This is a genomic window from Mesorhizobium sp. P2_D5 (assembly GCF_056404355.1).
In genome coordinates this window covers 311,628-328,941 of sequence record NZ_JBFUEE010000005.1, presented here as the reverse complement: position 1 = coordinate 328,941, position 17,314 = coordinate 311,628, and the positions used below count along the sequence as shown (strand labels likewise).

Below are 17,314 nucleotides of genomic sequence, written 5' to 3'. Positions count from 1 at the left end.
CCTGCCGGCGGAACCCATCCGAAAACCCCTCAAGAACCACATCTGCATCTCTCTGCGCCCCTTTTCGGAAAAGTCCGGGCGCATGTCAACGCGCCGTTTTGTCCAATTCCAATCGATTTAGAAAGGCTCCGGCGCACAATTCGCCGACTTCTGCCAGATTTCCCGGGAAACCTTGGCCAAACAACGGCATTGCGCAAGCGTCGTCTTCGTGGAATGACGATAGCACCCTCCCCGGAAGCCAGCGAACAGACCATTTCCCGCCAATGACCCGATCCACAGTTTTCGCGCCTTTCGACATCGTCGAAGGCGACCGCAAGCGAGGCATTGTGCTTCTGGGCGACCATGCCCGCCGCGATCTGCCGGAGAACTATGGCAGCCTCGGCCTGCCGGCCGCGGAGTTCGACCGTCACATCGCCTATGATATCGGCGTCGAGGCGGTGACGCGCGAACTGGCTGCCTTGCTCGGCGTGCCGGCGGTGCTCGCCAATTTCTCGCGGCTGCTGATCGACCCCAACCGCGGCGAGGACGATCCGACGCTCATTCGCCAGCTTTATGACGGCACCGTCGTGCCCGGGAATTACCCAATTGCTGCCGAGGAGCGCGAAAGGCGGCTCGACGCCTTCTACCGGCCCTATCACGACGCCGTCGGCGCCATGATTGCCTCGGTCGCGCAGGCCTCTGCCCAGACGCCCTTCATCTTCTCGGTGCATTCCTTCACCCCGGCCATGCAAGGGATCCAACGTCCCTGGCATGTCGGCATCCTGTGGGATCGGGATGACCGGGTGGCGCGGCCGCTGATCGACATGCTGGCCGCCGACAAGAGCCTCGTGGTTGGCGACAACGAACCCTATGACGGCGCGTTGCGCGGCGACACCATGTACAAGCACGCCATCATCAACGGCTTCGCCCATGCGCTGATCGAGATCCGCCAGGACCTGATATCGGACCAGACGGGCGCGATCGCCTGGGCGCAGCGCCTGGCGCCGATCGTTGACGCGATCGACCGCCGTCCCGATATACATGTGGTCAAGCAATTCGGCTCCCGCACCGGGCCGCTTTAAAGCCGCAAGGAGGTTTCGATGACCGAACTCAGCGACGAGCAGAAGCGCGATTTCGAGGCTGCCGCCTTTCGCCGGCTGGTCGAACACCTGCGCGAGCGCAACGACGTACAGAACATCGACTTGATGAACCTCGCCGGCTTCTGCCGCAACTGCCTGTCGAACTGGTATCGCGAAGCCGCTGAGGCCGAAGGCGTCGGCCTGTCCAAGGACCAGTCGCGCGAGATCGTCTACGGCATGCCCTATGCTGAATGGCAGGCGCTCAACCAGACCGAGGCCTCCGATGCCAAGAAGGCTGAATTCGAGGCGCGGCGGCCCAAGGACCACTAATTAGCCCTCGACATTACCGGCCATTTCCAAGGCTGTGTTTGGCCCAAATGCTTTTCCGAAAGACCGCTTGACTGAAAATTGAATCGATCTAATTTGCCGCGCAAAGCTATTTCTTGACCGGATTCGAGCCATGGACGCGCAAAACGCCATCCAGACTGCCATTCGCGGACGATGGGCCGTGGCAGCCATTTTCCTTGCCAACGGCTTCCTGACCGGCAGCTGGGCGCCGCAGATCCCGGTGTTTCTGACACGGCTGGAGATCACGAAGTTCACGCTCGGCCTGCTGATCCTGCTGTTCGGCGCCGGCGCGGTCACCGCTATGACCTGGTGCGGCCACCTAATCTCGAAACATGGTTCGCGCACCGTGCTGCGCTGGTTCGGTCTTTGCGGCAGCCTTGGGCTGCTGGTTGTGGCGCTGGCCCCCAACGTGCCGCTGGCGGCTATCGCCATGTTCATCTTCGGCGGCTCGATCGGCGGCATGGACGTCGCCATGAATGCCAATGCGGTGGTGGTCGAACGGCGGCTTTCGCGCGCCATCATGTCATCCTCGCACGGCTTCTGGAGCCTTGGCGGTTTCGCCGGCGGCGGCCTTGGCGGCTTTGCCATCCAGCACTACGGCCACCTCGCTCACGCTGCGGTGGTGACAGCGCTCGCCTTCGCGGTGATCGCGGTGGCGGTTCGCCATCTGGTCGCCGAGGACAGGCCGCAGGCGACCGAGCATCACAAATTCGCGCTGCCGGGAAATCCGCTGGTCTACCTCGTCGGCCTGATGGCGCTGCTGACGATGATCTCCGAAGGCGCGGTGCTCGACTGGGCGGCACTGTATCTCAGGCAGGAACTTGGTGCAGACCTTGCCGTTGCCGGTCTCGCCTATGCAGCCTTCTCAGGTGTCATGGCGATCATGCGCTTCTTCGGCGACGGCGTTCGCAACCGCCTCGGCGCGGTGATGACGTTGCGCGCGTCGGCGCTCGTCGCTGCCACCGGCATGCTGATCGCCGGGCTGTCACCCTCGCCCTGGCTTGCTATCGCGGCCTTTGCCTTGTGCGGCTTCGGCATCGCCAACATGGTGCCGATCATCTTTTCGGCTGGCGGCAACCAGGAAGGCATGTCGTCGGGCACCGGCATGAGCGTGGTCACCACCATGGGCTATTCCGGCATTTTGGTGGCACCGTCGGCGATCGGTTTCGTTGCCGAGCATTTCAGCTTCGGCCCGATCTTCATCGCCATGTCGGGGCTACTGGTCGTCGTGCTGCTGATGGCCGGGCTTGCTCACCGCGCCGAATTCGCGCCCGACGCCACGCCGGCCGAGTAGCATTTGAGTTCCTCGTAGAGGAAATCCGCCACGCGGCGGATGCGCACGCTGGTGCGCACGTCGCGATGCATGGCCAGCCATACCGGCAGCACCGGCAGCGGCAGGCCAGGCAGCACCTTTTCCATCAATGGATCACGGTCGGCCAGCGGCTCCTGGCCGAGGCCAATGCCGTTTCCCGCCCGCACAGCTTCCCACAAGACGATCTGGTTGTCGGCCCTGAAGCGGAAGCTGTTCCGGGTGACAGGGATACTATACTGGGTGAAGCCCCTGATCATCTCGTCACTGCGGTCGAAGCCGATAAGGGCGTGCTCGACAAGGTCGGCAGGCTCCAGCGGGCGGCCGCGCCTGTCGAGATAGGATTTGGCCGCGCAGGCGCAGAGCCTGATATCGCAGACCTTGCGCGCCAGCAACTCGTTCTGCCCCGGCTTGACCATGCGGATGGCGATGTCGGCATCGCGGCGCAACAGGTTCTCGACCTGGTTCGAAGCAACGATCTCGACCTCGATGCCGGGCTCCTCGATGCCGAGCCGCGCCGTTATCTCCGGCAGCACATAAGCTGCCACCACCTCGCTGGCGGCAATGCGCACCGTGCCTTCGATCGCCTCGACCGACCCCAGCGCCAGCAGCGAAAAGGCGCTTGCCTGCTCGCTCACCGCCTTGCCGCGCTCGAACAGCGTGCTGCCGGCTTCCGTCAGTTCATAGCCGCGGCGCCCACGCCGGAACAGCGTGATGTCAAGCGCCTGCTCAAGCTCGGCGATATGGCGGCCAAGCGTCGGCTGGCTGGCCGAGAGCTTCCGAGCGGCGGCCGACAGGCTGCCGGTCTCAGCCACAGTGACAAAGCTCTTGATCAAGTTCCAGTCGATTTCTTTCATTCATTTATGAATATCAAACCTCCATACATAGTCAATTTCCATTCGCCCACGAGGAGACCATATTCGAGCTGCAAAACATCGACACGGAGACAAAAAATGACCAAGATCGCAATTCTCGGTGCCAATGGCCGGCTCGGCCGTGTGGTCGCCAGGGCCTTCATCGATGCGGGTTATGACGTCCGCGCCATCACCCGCAGCGGTAAGGTGCCGGCCGAACTCAAGGGCGCCACGGCCGTTGCCGGCGACGCGCTCGACCGCGAAGCCCTGATCCGCGCCACGCAAGGCGTCGACATCATCTTCAACGGCCTCAACCCGATCTACACCGACTGGGGCAAGTGCCTGCCGATGGCCGAAAACGTCATGGCCGCCTGCCACGCGAACGGCGCGCTGCACCTCTTCCCCGGCACCGTCTACAATTACGGCTCGCCGATGCCGGCGGTGATCACCGAGGACACGCCCTTCCACCCGACGACGGAAAAGGGCCGCATCCGCTGTGCCATGGAAGACCTATTCCGCCGCGAGGCGAAGGCCGGACGTGTCCGCACCATTCTCTTGCGGGCCGGCGACTTCTTCGGCGGCACCGGCAGCGGGTCATGGTTCGATCTGGTCGTCGCCGCCAAGATGAACAAGGGCATCTATACCGCGCCCGGTCCGGTCGATCTGGTGCATGAATGGGCTTACCTGCCGGACTTCGCCGTAGGCTTCGTCGCGTTGGCGCGCAATCTCGACAAGCTCGGCTTCTATGAGGCGCTGAACTTTCCAGGCCATGCAATCACCGATCTGGAACTCAAGGCCGCGTCAGAGAAGGCGCTTGGCCGAGCACTCAAGATGACCTCGATGCCTTGGTGGGTGCTGCGTGCCGGCAGCCCGTTCGTGGCGATGTGGCGCGAGATCGTCTCGATGTCCTATCTGCGCTTCGAGCCGCATCGGCTGGTCTCGACGCGGCTGGAACATATCATCGGCGAGACTCCGCACACGCCGTTGGATCAGGCGGTCGCCGAGGCTCTCGAGGACATCGGCATCGCCACGGTGAATGGCGTTGCGAAAGCTGCGTGATAGGCACGTCGGCGGGCGCAGCTATGCCCGCCCGTCTGTCCACACCCATCTCGCCACCGAATGAGGGCGGCTCAGAGCCGCCCCATCAACAGCAGCACCAGAAGCACCACCAGCACGACACCGACAATGCCCGACGGCCCATAACCCCAGGAGCGCGAATGCGGCCAGGCCGGTATCGCGCCAATGAGGACAAGGATCAGGACGATGATGAGGATGGTGGTGATCGGCATAAAGAACTCCCCGCACTGACATTTTGCTCAAGGGACAATGCAAAAGGCCGCCCGGTTGTTCCGGGCGGCCTTTGCGTCGGAGGTTCGCAGGCAGGTCTATTCGGCTGCCTTCGGAAAGGCGATAGCCGGCTCGCTGCCCACATCCGTATCGGGCGTCTCGGTCGACGAGACCTTTCCCTTGCCGCGCCGGAATAACCGACGGAAAAACGCGTAGAAGCGGCTGTTCTTGCTGCGCGTGAAGATCATCAGCATCGACGGCGTCACCACCAGCGTCAGCAAGGTCGCAAAGGACAGGCCGAAGACGATCGCCGACGACAGCGAGATCCACCATTGCGTCGACGGCGCGTTGATGGTCGTCTCATGATGGAAGATTTCGAGACCGAGGCCAAAGGCGATCGGCAGCACGCCGAGGATCGCCGACACCGCCGTCAGCACCACGGGACGGGCCCGTTCGCGGCAGGTCTGCAGCACCGCTTCCATCTTGTCCCAGCCTTCTTCACGCAGCCGGTCATAGGTGTCGATCAGCACGATGTTGTTGTTCACCACCACACCGGCCAGCGCGATCACGCCGATGCCCGACATCACGATGCCGAAGGCCTCTCCCGTCAACAGCAGCCCCAGGAACACGCCGATCGTCGCCATGACCACGCAGGACAGCACCATCAGCACGCTGGTGAATTTGTTGAACTGCATCAGCAGTACGAGGAAGATCAGGAAGATGGCCGCGCCGAAGGCCTTGCCGAGGAAGGCGCTGGCCTCCGCACTGTCCTCGTTGGAACCGGCCAGCTTCCAGCGTATGCCGCTGCCGAGATCCATATCGGCGACAGCCTTGGTGACCTCCTGCTGCACGGCCGCGACCTGGGTGCCGGCGGCGACGTTTGCTTGGACGACCACCGTGCGGGCGCCGTCGATGCGGTTGAGGATACCAACGGTCGGTTCGGGCTTACGCACGACGAAATTCGAGATCGGCACCGAACCTTGCGAGGTCTGTACCCTCAACTCGTCGAGCGTCGACAGTGTGCGCCGGTCTTCGGGCAGGCGCAGCCGGATGTCGACGGCATCGTCGGCGCCGGCCGGCCGGTATTCCGAGAGCTTCAGGCCGTTGGTCACCAGTTGCACCACGGTTCCCACGGAAGTCGGGCTGATGCCGTACTGCGCCGCCTTGGCGCGGTCGACCTCGAGCGCCCAGTCGACGCCGGGCGGCGGCAGGCCGTCGGAAATGTCGATGACGCCGGGCACCTTGGCAATGCGCGCCGCGACGGCGCGCGCCTTGTCGTCAAGCCCCTTGGGATCGATCGCCGAAAGCCTGATCTGGATCGGCTTGCCGGTTGGCGGACCGGCTTCAGGTACACGAACCTCGACATCGACACCGGGAATGCCGGCCATGACGCCGCGCAAATCGCTCAGGATCTGGTTCGCCGACTTGCGCTCGCGCCAGTCGATGAATTCATACTGAATGACGCCGACCACGTCTTCCGGAACATCCTGCCCGCCGCCTTGCGTCTTGCCGACGCGGGTGTAGACCGATTTGATGCCGGGCCAGCCGAGCAGCCTGTTTTCGGCGGTCTTGGTCGCGGTATCCATTTCGGCCAGCGAAAGGTTGCCGCGAGCGTGCACGTAGAGCAGGCCGTAGTCTGGCTCGACACTGGGGAAAAACTCGACACCGGCGCCATATTTCGAATAGGCAAAGCCGACGCCGAACAGCAGCGCCACGGTCAGCACCAGCACGGTGATGGGGAACCGCACCGCCTGCTTGACGATGGCCATGTACCAGCCGTCGCGATTGTCATCCGCATGGTGCTCGGGTGCCTTGGCGAAGATCGCCCCCAGCGTCGGCGCGAACACCAGCGCGTAGAGCATCGACGCCGACAGCGTGACAATCAGCGTGATCGGCATGTACTTCATGAAGTCGCCGATGATGCCCGGCCAGAACAGCAGCGGCGAGAAGGCGGCGATGCGCGTCATCGTCGCGGCGATGACCGGACCGGCCATGCGCTTGGCAGCAAGCGCGAAAGCTTCCGCCTTCGGCATGCCCTCGCCCATCCGCCGCTCGGCGAATTCGGTGACGATGATGGCATCGTCGACAAGCATGCCGACCGCCAGGATCAGGCTGAACAGCACGATCATGTTGATCGTGTAACCCATCATCGCAAGCAACAGGATGCCGATCAGGAACGATGATGGAATGGCCAGGCCGATCAACAATGAGGCACGGCCGGACAGCGCGTAGAGGATGACGATGAACACCAGGATGACGGCGATCATCACATGGTTCTGCAGATCGCCGAGCAGTTGGTTGACGAAGACCGACTTGTCCTGCGTGTAGGTGACATTCATGCCTTGCGGCATGGTCTTGACGAAGGCGTCGGAGACCTCCCTGACCTTGGCGAGCGTGTCGATCAGGTTGGCGCCGATGCGCTTTTTCACTTCGATGGCGATGGCAGGCTTGCCGTTGAGGCGGGTCACCGTCTCGGCATCCTTGAAGGTGGAGCGGATCGTCGCGATGTCCTTGGCCTGAACCACGGCATTGGGGCCGGCGACCACCGGCAGCGCCGCCACATCCTCGGGCGTCTCGATCAGCGACGGCACCTTGACGGCGTACTTGCCCTCGGAGCCCTCGATATTGCCGGCGGCGACCAGGCTGTTGGAGTTGCCGACCGCACCGATCAGCTGATCGAGCTGCAGCCCGTAGGAAGACAGCTTCATCGGGTCGATGACGACCTCGACGAGGTCGTCGCGCGCGCCCTGCAGCGAGCCTTCGAGAACGCCGGGCACTTCTTCGATGCGGTCGCGCAGTTCGCGCGCGGCAGCGGTCAGCACACGCTCGGGCAATTCGCCTGACAGGGTGACGACGAGGACGGGGAATTCGGAGATATTGACCTCGGTAACAACAGGTTCTTCAGCCGCCTGCGGGAGGTCGGCCTTGCCATCCTGCACCTTGCTGCGCGTGTCCTGCAGTGCCGTCGCCAGATTGGTCTGCGGCTGGAACTCGACCAGCACGTAGCCGCCGCCCTGGAAGGCGGCTGAGCGCATTTCCTTGAGGCCCTTCAGGCTCTTCAGCTTGCTTTCCATCGGCCGCAGCAGAAGACGCTCCGAATCCTCGGGCGAAATGCCTTGATAGATCAGGCTGACATACATCATCGGAATCGGAACGTCTGGTTCCGCTTCCTTTGGCGTTGACTGATAAGCAACCCAGCCTGCGAGCAGAAGGAAGACCAGAACCGAGATGGTCAGGCGGGCATTGTTGATTGCGAGTCTGACGATATCCATGGCTAACGCCTGTTTTCGAATTTCAGGAGCTGCGTCGCAGCCGATTGTCCCCGCCCAGGGCTGGTCCGTCGCGACCCCTGCTACTGCGTCCCGGCGGTCGCCTCGCCCAGCAGCTTCCGGAGGGTCGCCTGGTCGGCCTCGACCGGATTGACCACATCGCCTTCCTTCACCAGTTCCTGGCCGGCGACGATGATGCGCGCGTCGGCCGGGATGCCGCCGAGCACAAGGCCGGTCGGTGTGTCGTCGACGAGGTCGATCGGGAAGAACGCCACTTTGTTGTCCTTGCCGACGGCACGGATGCCGAGGTCGCCCTTGTCGCCCAGCGTCACCACCGAGCGCGGCAGCACGACCGCGTCGGTCGGTTGAGCGTTGAGCGCGATTTCCGCCGTCATGCCGGCGGGCACGGAGCCGTCGCCATTGGGGATCGCCACCTCGACGCGGAAAGTGCGGGTCGCCGACGAGGCGTCGCGGCTGATGTAGCGCACGGTGCCTTCGACCGTCTGGCCGCTGACCAGCCGGACATTGGCCTTGTCGCCGAGCTTGAGGTAGCCGAGGTCGCGCTCGCTGATTTCGCCGCGGGCGATCACCGGGTCAAGCTTGAGGATGGTTGCCACCTCGCCGCCCTCCATGATGGAACTGCCGAGTTCCACCGGCACTCGGTCGATAACGCCGTCGAAAGGTGCCCTCACCTCATTGCGCTCGAGTAAGGCCTGTGCCGTTTCCAGCATCGACTGCGCAGAAGTCAGGTTCGAGCGCGCTGTATCGAGCTGCAGCTTCGGCAAATTGCCTGACTTCATCAGTCGCAGAGCTGCGTCCAACTCAGCCTGGCGCTGCACTACCAATTGCTTGGCGTTGTCGACCATGGAGATCTTTTCCTCGGCCGCAAGCATCAGCACCAGATCCCCGGTCTTGACGTGCTGGCCCTGCTTGACCGGCAACTTGTCGATGACACCGGCAACGCGCGTCCCCAGCACGGCCCGCTTGTCGGCTTCGGTCAACCCGGAAATGCGAATGGCGCGCGCATAGGTCTTGCGCGGCGGCGTCACCACCGCGACGGTGCGCAACGGGGCCTTCGGCTCGGCTTCAGCCGCCTTGGGCTTGTTCGCGTCCGGCGCCTTGCCCTTCTCGACTTCGGCAGCCTTGGCTTTGTTGGCGGCTACGCTGCCGACCGACGAAAACTCGCCCGTCGCCATCCAGGCCGCGAAACCAATGAGCACAACAACGGCTGCAAGCTTGTGAAACCTGATTCTCATCGTCGTTTTTTCCACTGCGGATTCGGCCAGCGTCCTCATAACGCGGGCGCGTCGCCGATATGGGTGCGCGCCGGGCCATCTTCAATTTGCCGTGATCGGCGAAGCGCGCTTCTACATCAAAGTTGCACCGCGATATAGCCTTAAAGTTGCAAGACCATTACGGCACAGGGCAAGGTGAACCCACCGCCATCCAGTTTTCGATCGCTTGAAAGGTTGTTTCAGCCGAACCCGGAGCCGGCTCACGGTTCGACCCCGGCGCCCAGCCCCAGCCGACCAACCTGTCGTCGCGAACATGCAGCGCGATATCGTCCAAACTGCGACCGCCATTGCGCGCCGGGTCCTTGATCTGGGCGCAGATTTCGGCGGAGGATTTCCCGAACCAGGCCATCTCGGCCGGCGCCAGGCGCCAGTTCTCGGCTCCGGGCGGCCCGTGCAATGCGTTGGAATTGCTTGAGAAATGGCAAGTCGTGCAGCGCAGACCAGGATTGCCGAAGCCCGATCCGTCGTCACCGCGCTGGACATTGAAGGCGTGCACGCGCGTGCCGCCATAATGCGCACCCGACCAGCGCGGCCGGTCGTCCGCTACATGACAATCGGCGCAGCGCGGATGTGAGAACACCGCATAAATCTTGTCCCATTCGGACAGGCCCTTGGTCGTGTCGACTGTCTGGCTCGGTGGTGTTTGGCTCTCCTGTGCGGTTGCGAACGGCGCCGCGAGGACGAGCATGGCAGCAGGCGTCAGCATGATGAGGAGCCACTTCACGCGAAGGCCACCGTTTTCGATAAAGGCAGCGTGCGGATGCGCTTGCCGGTGAGCGCGAAGATGGCATTGGCCAGCGCCGGCGCGGCCGGCGGAGTGCCAACCTCGCCGACGCCGCCGATCTTGTGGAAATTTTCCAGGATGGCGACTTCGAAGACCGGGCACTGAAAGATCCGCATGGCGTCGAAATCGTGGAAGTTCGACTGTTCGACCATACCGTCGGCGAAGGTGATCTCCTGTCCCATGGCCGCTGAAAGACCGTAGATAGCGGCGGAAATCAGCTGCGCCTCGATGATGCCCGGATCGAGCGCGGTGCCGACATCGGCGGCGATCCACACCTTTTCGATGCGGATGCCGGCCGGAGTGTCCGCCACCTGGATGATCTCGCCGACCCAACTGCCGAAGGACAGCGTGAAGGCCATGCCCTTGGCCTTGCCGGCGGGCAGCGCCTCGCCCCATTTCGCCATCGCCGCGACTTTCTCCACCACCTTCACCGCCGAGGGATAGGCGGCCATCAGCCTCTTGCGCATCTCGACCGGATCGATTTTGCCGGCTGTGGCGATCTCGTCCATGAAGCCCTCATGGAAGAAACCGTTGATCGAACTGCCGACCGATCGCCAGGAGCCGACGGGAATGGAGACAGGGGCGGCGACACCGCTCACCCGATAGTTCGGGATGGTGTAGGGCTGGTCATAGGCGCCGTCGACGATGCTTTTGTCGGGTCCAAGCGGCGATATCGAGGGGAAAAGCCGGCGCAAGGTGCTGGCTATCATGGATGGCGAGGCGATCTTCATGTCGACGGCGACCGGCATGCCGTCGTCGCCGAGCCGCGCCTGGAACTTGCCGACTGCGGCCGGCCGGTAGGCGTCGTGGCGCATGTCTTCTTCACGCGTCCACGTCACCTTGACCGGACGCCCGTCTGTCGCCTTCGCCATCAGTGCGGCGCACAGCGCGTAGTCCATCTCGACGCGGCGGCCGAAACCACCGCCCATGAAGGTGGTGTGCACGGCGACCTTGTCTTGCTCGATGCCGACCGCGTTGGCGCAAAGCTGCCGCACCAGGGTCGGCGCCTGGTTGCCGCACCAGATGTCGAGGGCACCGTCCTTGAAGCGCACCGTGGCGTTCATCGGCTCCATCGTCGCATGCGCCAGATAGGGCACCGCATAGTCTGCCTCGACCATCCTTTCGCGTGGCGCGTCGGCAAACGCGGTATCGACATCGCCATTGTCACGCATCGCCGAACCCTTGGTGCCGAGCGCCTGTTTGAGCACGTCGGAAATGGCGGCGCTGCTGAGCGGATATTCGGGATCCGCCCATTGGGCGTCGATGGCATCGGCCGCCTTGAAGGCCGCCCAGGTATTTTCCGCGATGATGCCGAAGCCATGACCGTAATTCGTCTCGAGCGCTACGATCTTGATCACGCCGGGCATTTTTTCGGCTTTGGCGAGATCCGCCTTGACCGGCTTGGCCCAGAAGCGCGGGCTCATCTTGACCGTGCCGTAGAGCATGTCTGGCAGCCTGACATCGATGCCGAAGATCGGTGCCCCGGTGACCTTGGTCAGCATGTCGATGCGCTTCTGCGGCTTTCCCAGCAGTTTCCAGTCGGCCCTGTCCTTGAGCCTGACTTCGGCCGGCGGTGCCATGGCGGCGGCAGCCGCGGCAACCGCGCCATAGGTCAGCGACTTGCCAGATGCCTTATGCAGGATCGACCCATTGGCCGTTTCCAGGTCGGCGGCGGCAACGCCGAGTTTCTGCGCCGCCGCGGCGATCAGCAATTGGCGGGCTGCGGCGCCCGCCTGGCGCATCTTGTCGAAACCGTCGCGCACCGAAGCCGAGCCGCCGGTGGCCTGGATAGCAAGGAGCTTGCCGACCACGCCGAGACCTGAGCGCACCGCCTGCGCGGTCATGCTCTCGTCGAAGAAGGCGAACGGGCCGCCCTCTTCGAGGATCGCGGCGTTGTAATAGGCATAGGAGGCCGGGCCGGGCTCGACCTTGACCTGATCGAGACCGACATCGAGCTCTTCGGCGACCATGACGGCCAGCGTCGTCGAAATGCCTTGCCCCATCTCGGCGCGCGGCGCCACGATGGTGATGGTGTTGTCGGCGCCGATCTTCACATAGGGGTTGAACGTCGCCTCACCCTTGCCGAGGTCGGTCTCGAGCGGGTTCGGAAACGGTTTGCGATAATAGTAGTAGCCGACGGCCACGCCGCCCGCCACGGCAGCCGCGCCGATCAGGAACGTGCGGCGAGCAATCTTTCCGACACTGGCCATGGTCAGCGCCCCGCCGTCTTGAGTGCGGCAGCCTTCTTGATAGCCGAGCGGATCTTCGGATAGGTGCCGCAGCGGCAGAGATTGCCGCCCATGGCGTTGTCGATGTCGGCGTCGCTGGGATCGGCGACCTCGTCGAGCAGTGCCACCGCGCTCATGATCTGGCCGGCCTGGCAGTAGCCGCATTGCGCGACCTGTTCCTCCAGCCATGCCTGCTGCACGGGATGGAGCTTGTCCGCCGTGCCAATGCCTTCAATGGTGGTGACGGCGCCGCTGACCTCGCCGACCGGGAGCGAGCAGGAGCGCACCGGTTGACCGTCGACATGCACGGCGCAGGCGCCGCAGGCGGCGATGCCGCAGCCGTACTTCGGTCCGGTCTTGCCAATGAGATCGCGCAACGCCCACAGCAGCGGCATGTCGGGATCGGCGTTGATGTCGAATGACTGCCCATCGACGGTGAGGCGCATGGGGATACCCTTTTGTTGTCGTCCACAGCCCAAAGGCGAAGCGTCCTCTTGGGTCGCTTCGTCTCGATACAGATTGACAAATTACGTCATTTTGTCAATTGAGATTTTTACAGGATAATGTTGTCTCATGAATCAGATCGAAGACATCGCCGCCGCTGACCCCAAACGCGTCCGTATCCTGGACGGCGCAATGAAGGTGTTTTTGGCTTATGGCTTCTCCCGCACCACCATGGACGACATCGCCCGCGCCGCCGACATGTCGCGGCCGGCGCTCTATCTCCTGTTCAAGAACAAGACCGACATTTTCCGCGCCATCGCCATGATGGTGCTGTCGCGCTCGGTCGAGTCGGCGAAAATGGCCCTGGCCGGCGATGGCGCTTTCACTGAACGCATGACGCGAGCCATCGACGAGGCGTTCATCTCGATGATGAGCGCGGTCGTTGCCTCGCCGCACGGCGCCGAATTGCTGGACATGAAATCGAGCCTTGGCGATCTGGTCGGCTGCTGGCGCGGCGGTCTTGTCGAACATATCGCCGCCGCGATCGACGGCGAGGCTGCCAGGAACGGCGCCGATCTCACCGCCAAGGGCCTGTCGGCGCAACTGCTTGCCGACATGCTGCTCGACGGGCTGGAGGGCATGAAGGCGCGGATCAGCGATCCAGGCGGGCAGCGGCAGGCCGCCGCCGCCCTGATCAGGGTGATCGACCTGACCCTAAAAGCTGGATGAAGCCAAGAAGCCAGGCTGTGTTTTCGGGTCAGGCGCGACGGCGCTCTGCCTCCGGGTTCTTGCGCACAGCGAGGAATTCCTTGACCCGCCGGCCAGGTGCGGGACCACGCACCGGCTTGAAGCCGTCATCGAGCTCCCCTGACAGGTCGAGCGTCGGGCGCTTGCCGACCGCATCGTAATTCTCCTCCAGCCAGTCGCTGGCGGCGGTGCGGCCGAGATCGCGCATATAGCTCAGGAACGCCCATTCGGCATTGACCTTCGACGACGCCGACAGGTCCTTGAACGCCTCGTCGGCATCGATGCGGTGCATGCGGATGTCGCGGTACTCGCCATGCGGCAGGCGGCCGGCGGCGATCAGCTCCTTGACAAAGGCGATCGAGCGGAATTCGCGCAACAGCCCGGCGTTGAAGGTGACCTCGTCGATGCGGTTCTGGATCTCGTTGGCGCTCCTTGGCGTTCCTTCCCGCACCACCGGATTGATCTGCACCAGAAGCACGTCCTCGGTCGCCGCCGTCTTGAAGAACGGATAAAGCGCCGGATTGCCGCCATAGCCGCCATCCCAATAGGGTACGCCCTTGATCTCGACGGCGCGGAACAGTTGCGGCAGGCAAGCCGAGGCCATCACCGTGTCGAGATCGATCTCGCCGTCGGAAAAGACGCGCAACTGCCCGGTTTCGACATTGGTCGCCGAAATGAACAGTTCCATCGACTTGCAAGCGCGAACATTGGCGAAATTAATCTCCTTCTGCACGACGTCACGCAGCGGGTTGAGGCCGAGCGGATTGGCGACATAAGGCGAAAATACCCGCGACATGGTGTCGAAGAAGACATAGCCCGGCGTGTTCTCGATCGACCAATTGCCCCAGGCGACATCCCACGGCATGCGCTGCACCGGGCTGAACCGGCCCTTTGCCGCCACCGCGCGCCAGAAATCATCGAGCTTTTGCCGTGCTCCCTCGACGCCGCCACGCACGAAGCCGTCGGCTAGCGCCACCGCGTTCATGGCGCCGGCGCTGGTCCCGGACACCGCTGCGATCTCCAGCCTGCCATCCTCCAGCAGCCGGTCGAGCACACCCCAGGAAAAGGCCCCGTGCGAGCCGCCGCCCTGAAGCGCGATGTTGATCTTCTTGGTTTCCTCCGCCTTGCCGTTTTTCGTCATGGCGTTCCTGTCGTTTTGGATGCTGCAGGCCTCATCACGCCCGAGGATCGGGACGGTTCGGTTACAGCGGACTTATGTTGCAGTGCAGCATATAAGTCCTGACCAAGGCAAGAACACGAACACGGTCGCGTGATCACATGAAATTTCGTTCATGAAGAACCGCCTCGCCGCTTCGGAGCGGAGGAGGCGGCATCCATCGAAACAGCCAGACAGCCTCAGGCAACGAGGTCCGGCACCGGCCCGACATAGCGCGACTGCGGCCGGATCAACCGTCCGGTCGTCTGCTGTTCACGGGCGTGCGCAATCCAGCCGGCGACACGCCCGGCGGCGAAGACGTTGCTGAATGCCTCTTTGGGGAAACCCGCCGCCTCCAGCAGCAGCGCGGTGTAGAACTCGACATTGGTCTGCAATGAGCGCGACGGCTTGGCGATCCGCAGCACGTCGAGCGCGGCCTGCTCCACTGTCTCCGCGAAGGCCAGCCGGCGACCGGTTTCGCTCTCGCCGCCGAGTTGCCGCACGACCGCTTTCAGCACGTCGGCACGCGGATCGCGCACGCGGTAGATGCGATGGCCGAAGCCCATGATGCGCTCGCCATGCGCGACCTCGTCGCGCAGCCAGCCGGCGGCATCGCCATGCGCCTCGATCGCATCCAGCATCTCGATCACCGGACCGGGCGCGCCGCCATGCAGCGGCCCCTTGAGCGCGCCGAGCCCGGCCAGCACAGACGATGTCAAGCCGGCCTGCGTCGACGCGACCACGCGGGTGGCGAAGGTCGAGGCATTGAGGCCATGATCGCAGACTGTCACCAGATAGGTGTCGAGCGCCTTCGCCAGCGCCGGCGAGGCGGCACGACCGCTGAGCATCCTCAACATGTCGGCGGCATGATCGCACAGGCTGTCCGGCGCGATGGGCGTCTCATCGCGCCGTAGGCGAAGCAGGGCCGGCGTCAGCACCGCAGGCGCCGCAACCAGCCGTAGCGCGTCCGGCAAAGTCTCGCCGTCCGGCAGCAACGCCATGCCGGCGCGCATGGCGCTGTAGACGTCGAGCGGAGTCAGCAAGGGCAATGAGGGCAAAAGCCGCTCGAACACTTCTGCGCGCGCCTGGCCCAGCGCTCGCGCCAGTTCGGCATCGCCGGGAAGGTCTTCGAAGAAGCCATCGAGCAGCAGGCTGACCACTTGCGCGTAGCTCCAGCGTCCGGCCAGGTCCCGCAGGGAATGGCCGCGGATGGTCAGATGGCCGCCAAGACCATCCACATCGGAGAGAACGGTTTCAGCCGCCACAACGTCGTCGAGCCCATTCGCCATAGCCTGCCTCCTTGATCCATTTCCGTATCAGAGATAAGGCTAGGCAATCTGCCGATCAATCTTGATCAATATAATCAATATCAGAGTTCGATATGTCCGAGTGGTTGTCGCGGGAAGAGGCGCTGGAAAGGCTCAAGGTGCGGCCCCAGACACTCTACGCCTATGTCAGCCGCGGCCGCATCGGCATGCAACCGGACCGCGCCGATCCGCGCCGCAGCCAATATCGTGCCGACGACATAGCGATACTGGCAACGCGAAGGGCGCGTGGACGCAGCCCGTCGGCCATCGCCGAAAGCGCCATTGCCTGGGGCGAACCGTCGATCGTCACCTCGATCTCGACCGTCCTGCACGGTCATCTTGTCTATCGTGGCCAGGACGCCGTTGCGCTTTCAGCGAGTGCCACGCTGGAAGAAACAGCGGCAGTGCTCTGGGCGCTGCCAGAACCGGTGGCCTTCCGGGCGCCGGCGGCGGATGCGGCCCACCAACCCTGCAGGGCCTCGGCCTTTGCGCGACTTGCCGTGCTTGCCGGCCAGGGGCGGCCTTCACTCGGGCGCAGCGCCACCTCGCTGCATGCCGATGCCACGCACGCGGTCGGCGTGTTGGCCAGCGCCTTGGGCGCATCAGCGGGACCAGACCCAGTTCATCGGCGATTGGCGCGGGACTGGTCGGTGGATGCAGCGGGAGCCGATGCGATCCGCCGCGCGCTCGTCCTGCTCGCCGACCACGAACTCAACGCATCGACCTTCGCCGCCCGCGTCGCGGCCTCGACCGGAGCGCCGATGGCCGCTTGCCTGCTCGCTGGGTTGGCGACACTGTCAGGCCCTCGCCATGGCGGCGCCGGCGAAGCGGTGATGCAACTGGCCGAGGATGCGGGGCGGCACGGTGCCGAGGCGGCGATCCGGCGCTGGCTCAGCCATGACCGGCCGCTGCCGAGCTTCGGCCATCCGCTCTATCCCGACGGCGATCCCCGCGCGGCGGCATTACTGAGCGTGATCGACATCGATGATCTCTCTCAATCGCTGCGTGATGCGGCCCTTGCCGCGACCGGCGCGCGCCCGAACATCGACTTCGCATTGGCCGTGCTGACACGTGGCCTTGGCTTGCCGCGCGATGCACCGTTCCGCCTGTTCGCACTCGCACGCAGCGTCGGCTGGGCCGCGCACACGATCGAACAATTGACAAGTGGAAGTGTCATCAGGCCACGCGGCCGCTATGAGGGATTGCTGCCGCTATAGCGGCATGTGCC

Annotated in this window: 15 protein-coding genes; 6 read left to right on the top strand and 9 right to left on the bottom strand. The window is 63.9% G+C overall.

Going from position 1 to position 17,314, the window contains the following annotated elements; all coding sequences use genetic code 11:
• The first annotated feature begins 263 nt into the window (after positions 1–263).
• From AC1DYW_RS22920 to AC1DYW_RS22910, 3 genes are all read left to right on the top strand, one after another.
• Positions 264–1,061, top strand: coding sequence for an N-formylglutamate amidohydrolase (locus tag AC1DYW_RS22920; RefSeq protein ID WP_457153226.1), 798 nt, complete (start codon positions 264–266; stop codon positions 1,059–1,061).
• A gap of 18 nt (positions 1,062–1,079) precedes the next feature.
• A complete protein-coding gene (locus tag AC1DYW_RS22915) occupies positions 1,080–1,388 on the top strand; it encodes a DUF1244 domain-containing protein (RefSeq protein WP_095089427.1) in 309 nt (102 codons plus the stop codon).
• 130 nt (positions 1,389–1,518) lie between these two features.
• Positions 1,519–2,700 carry an MFS transporter gene (locus AC1DYW_RS22910; protein ID WP_457153228.1) on the top strand — a complete coding sequence of 394 codons (1,182 nt, stop codon included), beginning with the start codon at positions 1,519–1,521 and terminating at the stop codon, positions 2,698–2,700.
• Here the strand turns inward: AC1DYW_RS22910 and AC1DYW_RS22905 are convergent.
• Positions 2,658–3,572, bottom strand: a complete 915-nt coding sequence (locus AC1DYW_RS22905; protein ID WP_457153229.1) for a LysR family transcriptional regulator — start codon at positions 3,570–3,572, stop codon at positions 2,658–2,660. The two genes, AC1DYW_RS22910 and AC1DYW_RS22905, sit on opposite strands and share 43 nt — an antisense overlap.
• 96 nt (positions 3,573–3,668) lie before the next feature.
• Here AC1DYW_RS22905 and AC1DYW_RS22900 point away from each other — a divergent pair, with 96 nt between their 5' ends.
• Entirely contained in the window at positions 3,669–4,628 is a 960-nt protein-coding gene (locus AC1DYW_RS22900) for an SDR family oxidoreductase (RefSeq protein ID WP_477227710.1), read from the top strand.
• Between the two features lie 71 nt (positions 4,629–4,699).
• Here AC1DYW_RS22900 and AC1DYW_RS22895 read toward each other — a convergent pair whose 3' ends face one another.
• The 6 genes from AC1DYW_RS22895 to AC1DYW_RS22870 all read right to left on the bottom strand — a co-directional run bounded on the left by AC1DYW_RS22895 (position 4,700) and on the right by AC1DYW_RS22870 (position 12,878).
• The gene (locus AC1DYW_RS22895; RefSeq protein ID WP_095089435.1) at positions 4,700–4,858 is read right to left on the bottom strand and encodes a DUF3309 family protein; all 159 of its coding nucleotides are present in this window, start codon (positions 4,856–4,858) and stop codon (positions 4,700–4,702) included.
• Between the two features lie 96 nt (positions 4,859–4,954).
• Positions 4,955–8,128, bottom strand: a complete 3,174-nt coding sequence (locus tag AC1DYW_RS22890) for an efflux RND transporter permease subunit (RefSeq protein WP_477227709.1) — start codon at positions 8,126–8,128, stop codon at positions 4,955–4,957.
• 80 nt (positions 8,129–8,208) lie between these two features.
• Positions 8,209–9,381: an efflux RND transporter periplasmic adaptor subunit gene (locus tag AC1DYW_RS22885; RefSeq protein ID WP_457151511.1), complete on the bottom strand. Its 1,173-nt coding sequence runs from the start codon at positions 9,379–9,381 to the stop codon at positions 8,209–8,211.
• 157 nt (positions 9,382–9,538) lie between these two features.
• Positions 9,539–10,144 (bottom strand): hypothetical protein, encoded by a 606-nt coding sequence (locus AC1DYW_RS22880; RefSeq protein ID WP_477227708.1) that lies wholly within the window; start codon positions 10,142–10,144, stop codon positions 9,539–9,541.
• Positions 10,141–12,414, bottom strand: a complete 2,274-nt coding sequence (locus tag AC1DYW_RS22875; RefSeq protein WP_477227707.1) for a xanthine dehydrogenase family protein molybdopterin-binding subunit — start codon at positions 12,412–12,414, stop codon at positions 10,141–10,143. The genes AC1DYW_RS22880 and AC1DYW_RS22875 overlap by 4 nt, the downstream gene beginning before the upstream one ends.
• 2 nt (positions 12,415–12,416) lie before the next feature.
• The gene (locus tag AC1DYW_RS22870) at positions 12,417–12,878 is read right to left on the bottom strand and encodes a (2Fe-2S)-binding protein (protein WP_457151514.1); all 462 of its coding nucleotides are present in this window, start codon (positions 12,876–12,878) and stop codon (positions 12,417–12,419) included.
• Between the two features lie 127 nt (positions 12,879–13,005).
• Between AC1DYW_RS22870 and AC1DYW_RS22865 the strand changes: the two genes are divergently transcribed.
• Positions 13,006–13,605, top strand: coding sequence for a TetR/AcrR family transcriptional regulator (locus AC1DYW_RS22865; RefSeq protein ID WP_457151515.1), 600 nt, complete (start codon positions 13,006–13,008; stop codon positions 13,603–13,605).
• Positions 13,606–13,633: 28 nt separating this feature from the next.
• Here the strand turns inward: AC1DYW_RS22865 and AC1DYW_RS22860 are convergent, their stop codons facing one another.
• Entirely contained in the window at positions 13,634–14,764 is a 1,131-nt protein-coding gene (locus AC1DYW_RS22860) for a patatin-like phospholipase family protein (RefSeq protein ID WP_477227706.1), read from the bottom strand.
• Positions 14,765–14,979: 215 nt separating this feature from the next.
• Positions 14,980–16,068: a citrate synthase/methylcitrate synthase gene (locus AC1DYW_RS22855; protein ID WP_457151516.1), complete on the bottom strand. Its 1,089-nt coding sequence runs from the start codon at positions 16,066–16,068 to the stop codon at positions 14,980–14,982.
• 92 nt (positions 16,069–16,160) lie between these two features.
• Here AC1DYW_RS22855 and AC1DYW_RS22850 point away from each other — a divergent pair, with 92 nt between their 5' ends.
• A complete protein-coding gene (locus AC1DYW_RS22850; RefSeq protein ID WP_477227705.1) occupies positions 16,161–17,303 on the top strand; it encodes a citrate/2-methylcitrate synthase in 1,143 nt (380 codons plus the stop codon).
• Positions 17,304–17,314 lie beyond the last annotated feature (11 nt).

Excerpts from the sequence above, each read along its gene's own strand:
- AC1DYW_RS22920 (WP_457153226.1), top strand. The coding sequence starts at position 264 with ATGACCCGATCCACAGTTTTCGCGCCTTTCGACATCGTCGAAGGCGAC.
- AC1DYW_RS22915 (WP_095089427.1), top strand. The coding sequence starts at position 1,080 with ATGACCGAACTCAGCGACGAGCAGAAGCGCGATTTCGAGGCTGCCGCC.
- AC1DYW_RS22910 (WP_457153228.1), top strand. The coding sequence starts at position 1,519 with ATGGACGCGCAAAACGCCATCCAGACTGCCATTCGCGGACGATGGGCC.
- AC1DYW_RS22905 (WP_457153229.1), bottom strand. The coding sequence starts at position 3,572 with ATGAAAGAAATCGACTGGAACTTGATCAAGAGCTTTGTCACTGTGGCT.
- AC1DYW_RS22900 (WP_477227710.1), top strand. The coding sequence starts at position 3,669 with ATGACCAAGATCGCAATTCTCGGTGCCAATGGCCGGCTCGGCCGTGTG.
- AC1DYW_RS22895 (WP_095089435.1), bottom strand. The coding sequence starts at position 4,858 with ATGCCGATCACCACCATCCTCATCATCGTCCTGATCCTTGTCCTCATT.
- AC1DYW_RS22890 (WP_477227709.1), bottom strand. The coding sequence starts at position 8,128 with ATGGATATCGTCAGACTCGCAATCAACAATGCCCGCCTGACCATCTCG.
- AC1DYW_RS22885 (WP_457151511.1), bottom strand. The coding sequence starts at position 9,381 with ATGAGAATCAGGTTTCACAAGCTTGCAGCCGTTGTTGTGCTCATTGGT.
- AC1DYW_RS22875 (WP_477227707.1), bottom strand. The coding sequence starts at position 12,414 with ATGGCCAGTGTCGGAAAGATTGCTCGCCGCACGTTCCTGATCGGCGCG.
- AC1DYW_RS22870 (WP_457151514.1), bottom strand. The coding sequence starts at position 12,878 with ATGCGCCTCACCGTCGATGGGCAGTCATTCGACATCAACGCCGATCCC.
- AC1DYW_RS22865 (WP_457151515.1), top strand. The coding sequence starts at position 13,006 with ATGAATCAGATCGAAGACATCGCCGCCGCTGACCCCAAACGCGTCCGT.
- AC1DYW_RS22860 (WP_477227706.1), bottom strand. The coding sequence starts at position 14,764 with ATGACGAAAAACGGCAAGGCGGAGGAAACCAAGAAGATCAACATCGCG.
- AC1DYW_RS22855 (WP_457151516.1), bottom strand. The coding sequence starts at position 16,068 with ATGGCGAATGGGCTCGACGACGTTGTGGCGGCTGAAACCGTTCTCTCC.
- AC1DYW_RS22850 (WP_477227705.1), top strand. The coding sequence starts at position 16,161 with ATGTCCGAGTGGTTGTCGCGGGAAGAGGCGCTGGAAAGGCTCAAGGTG.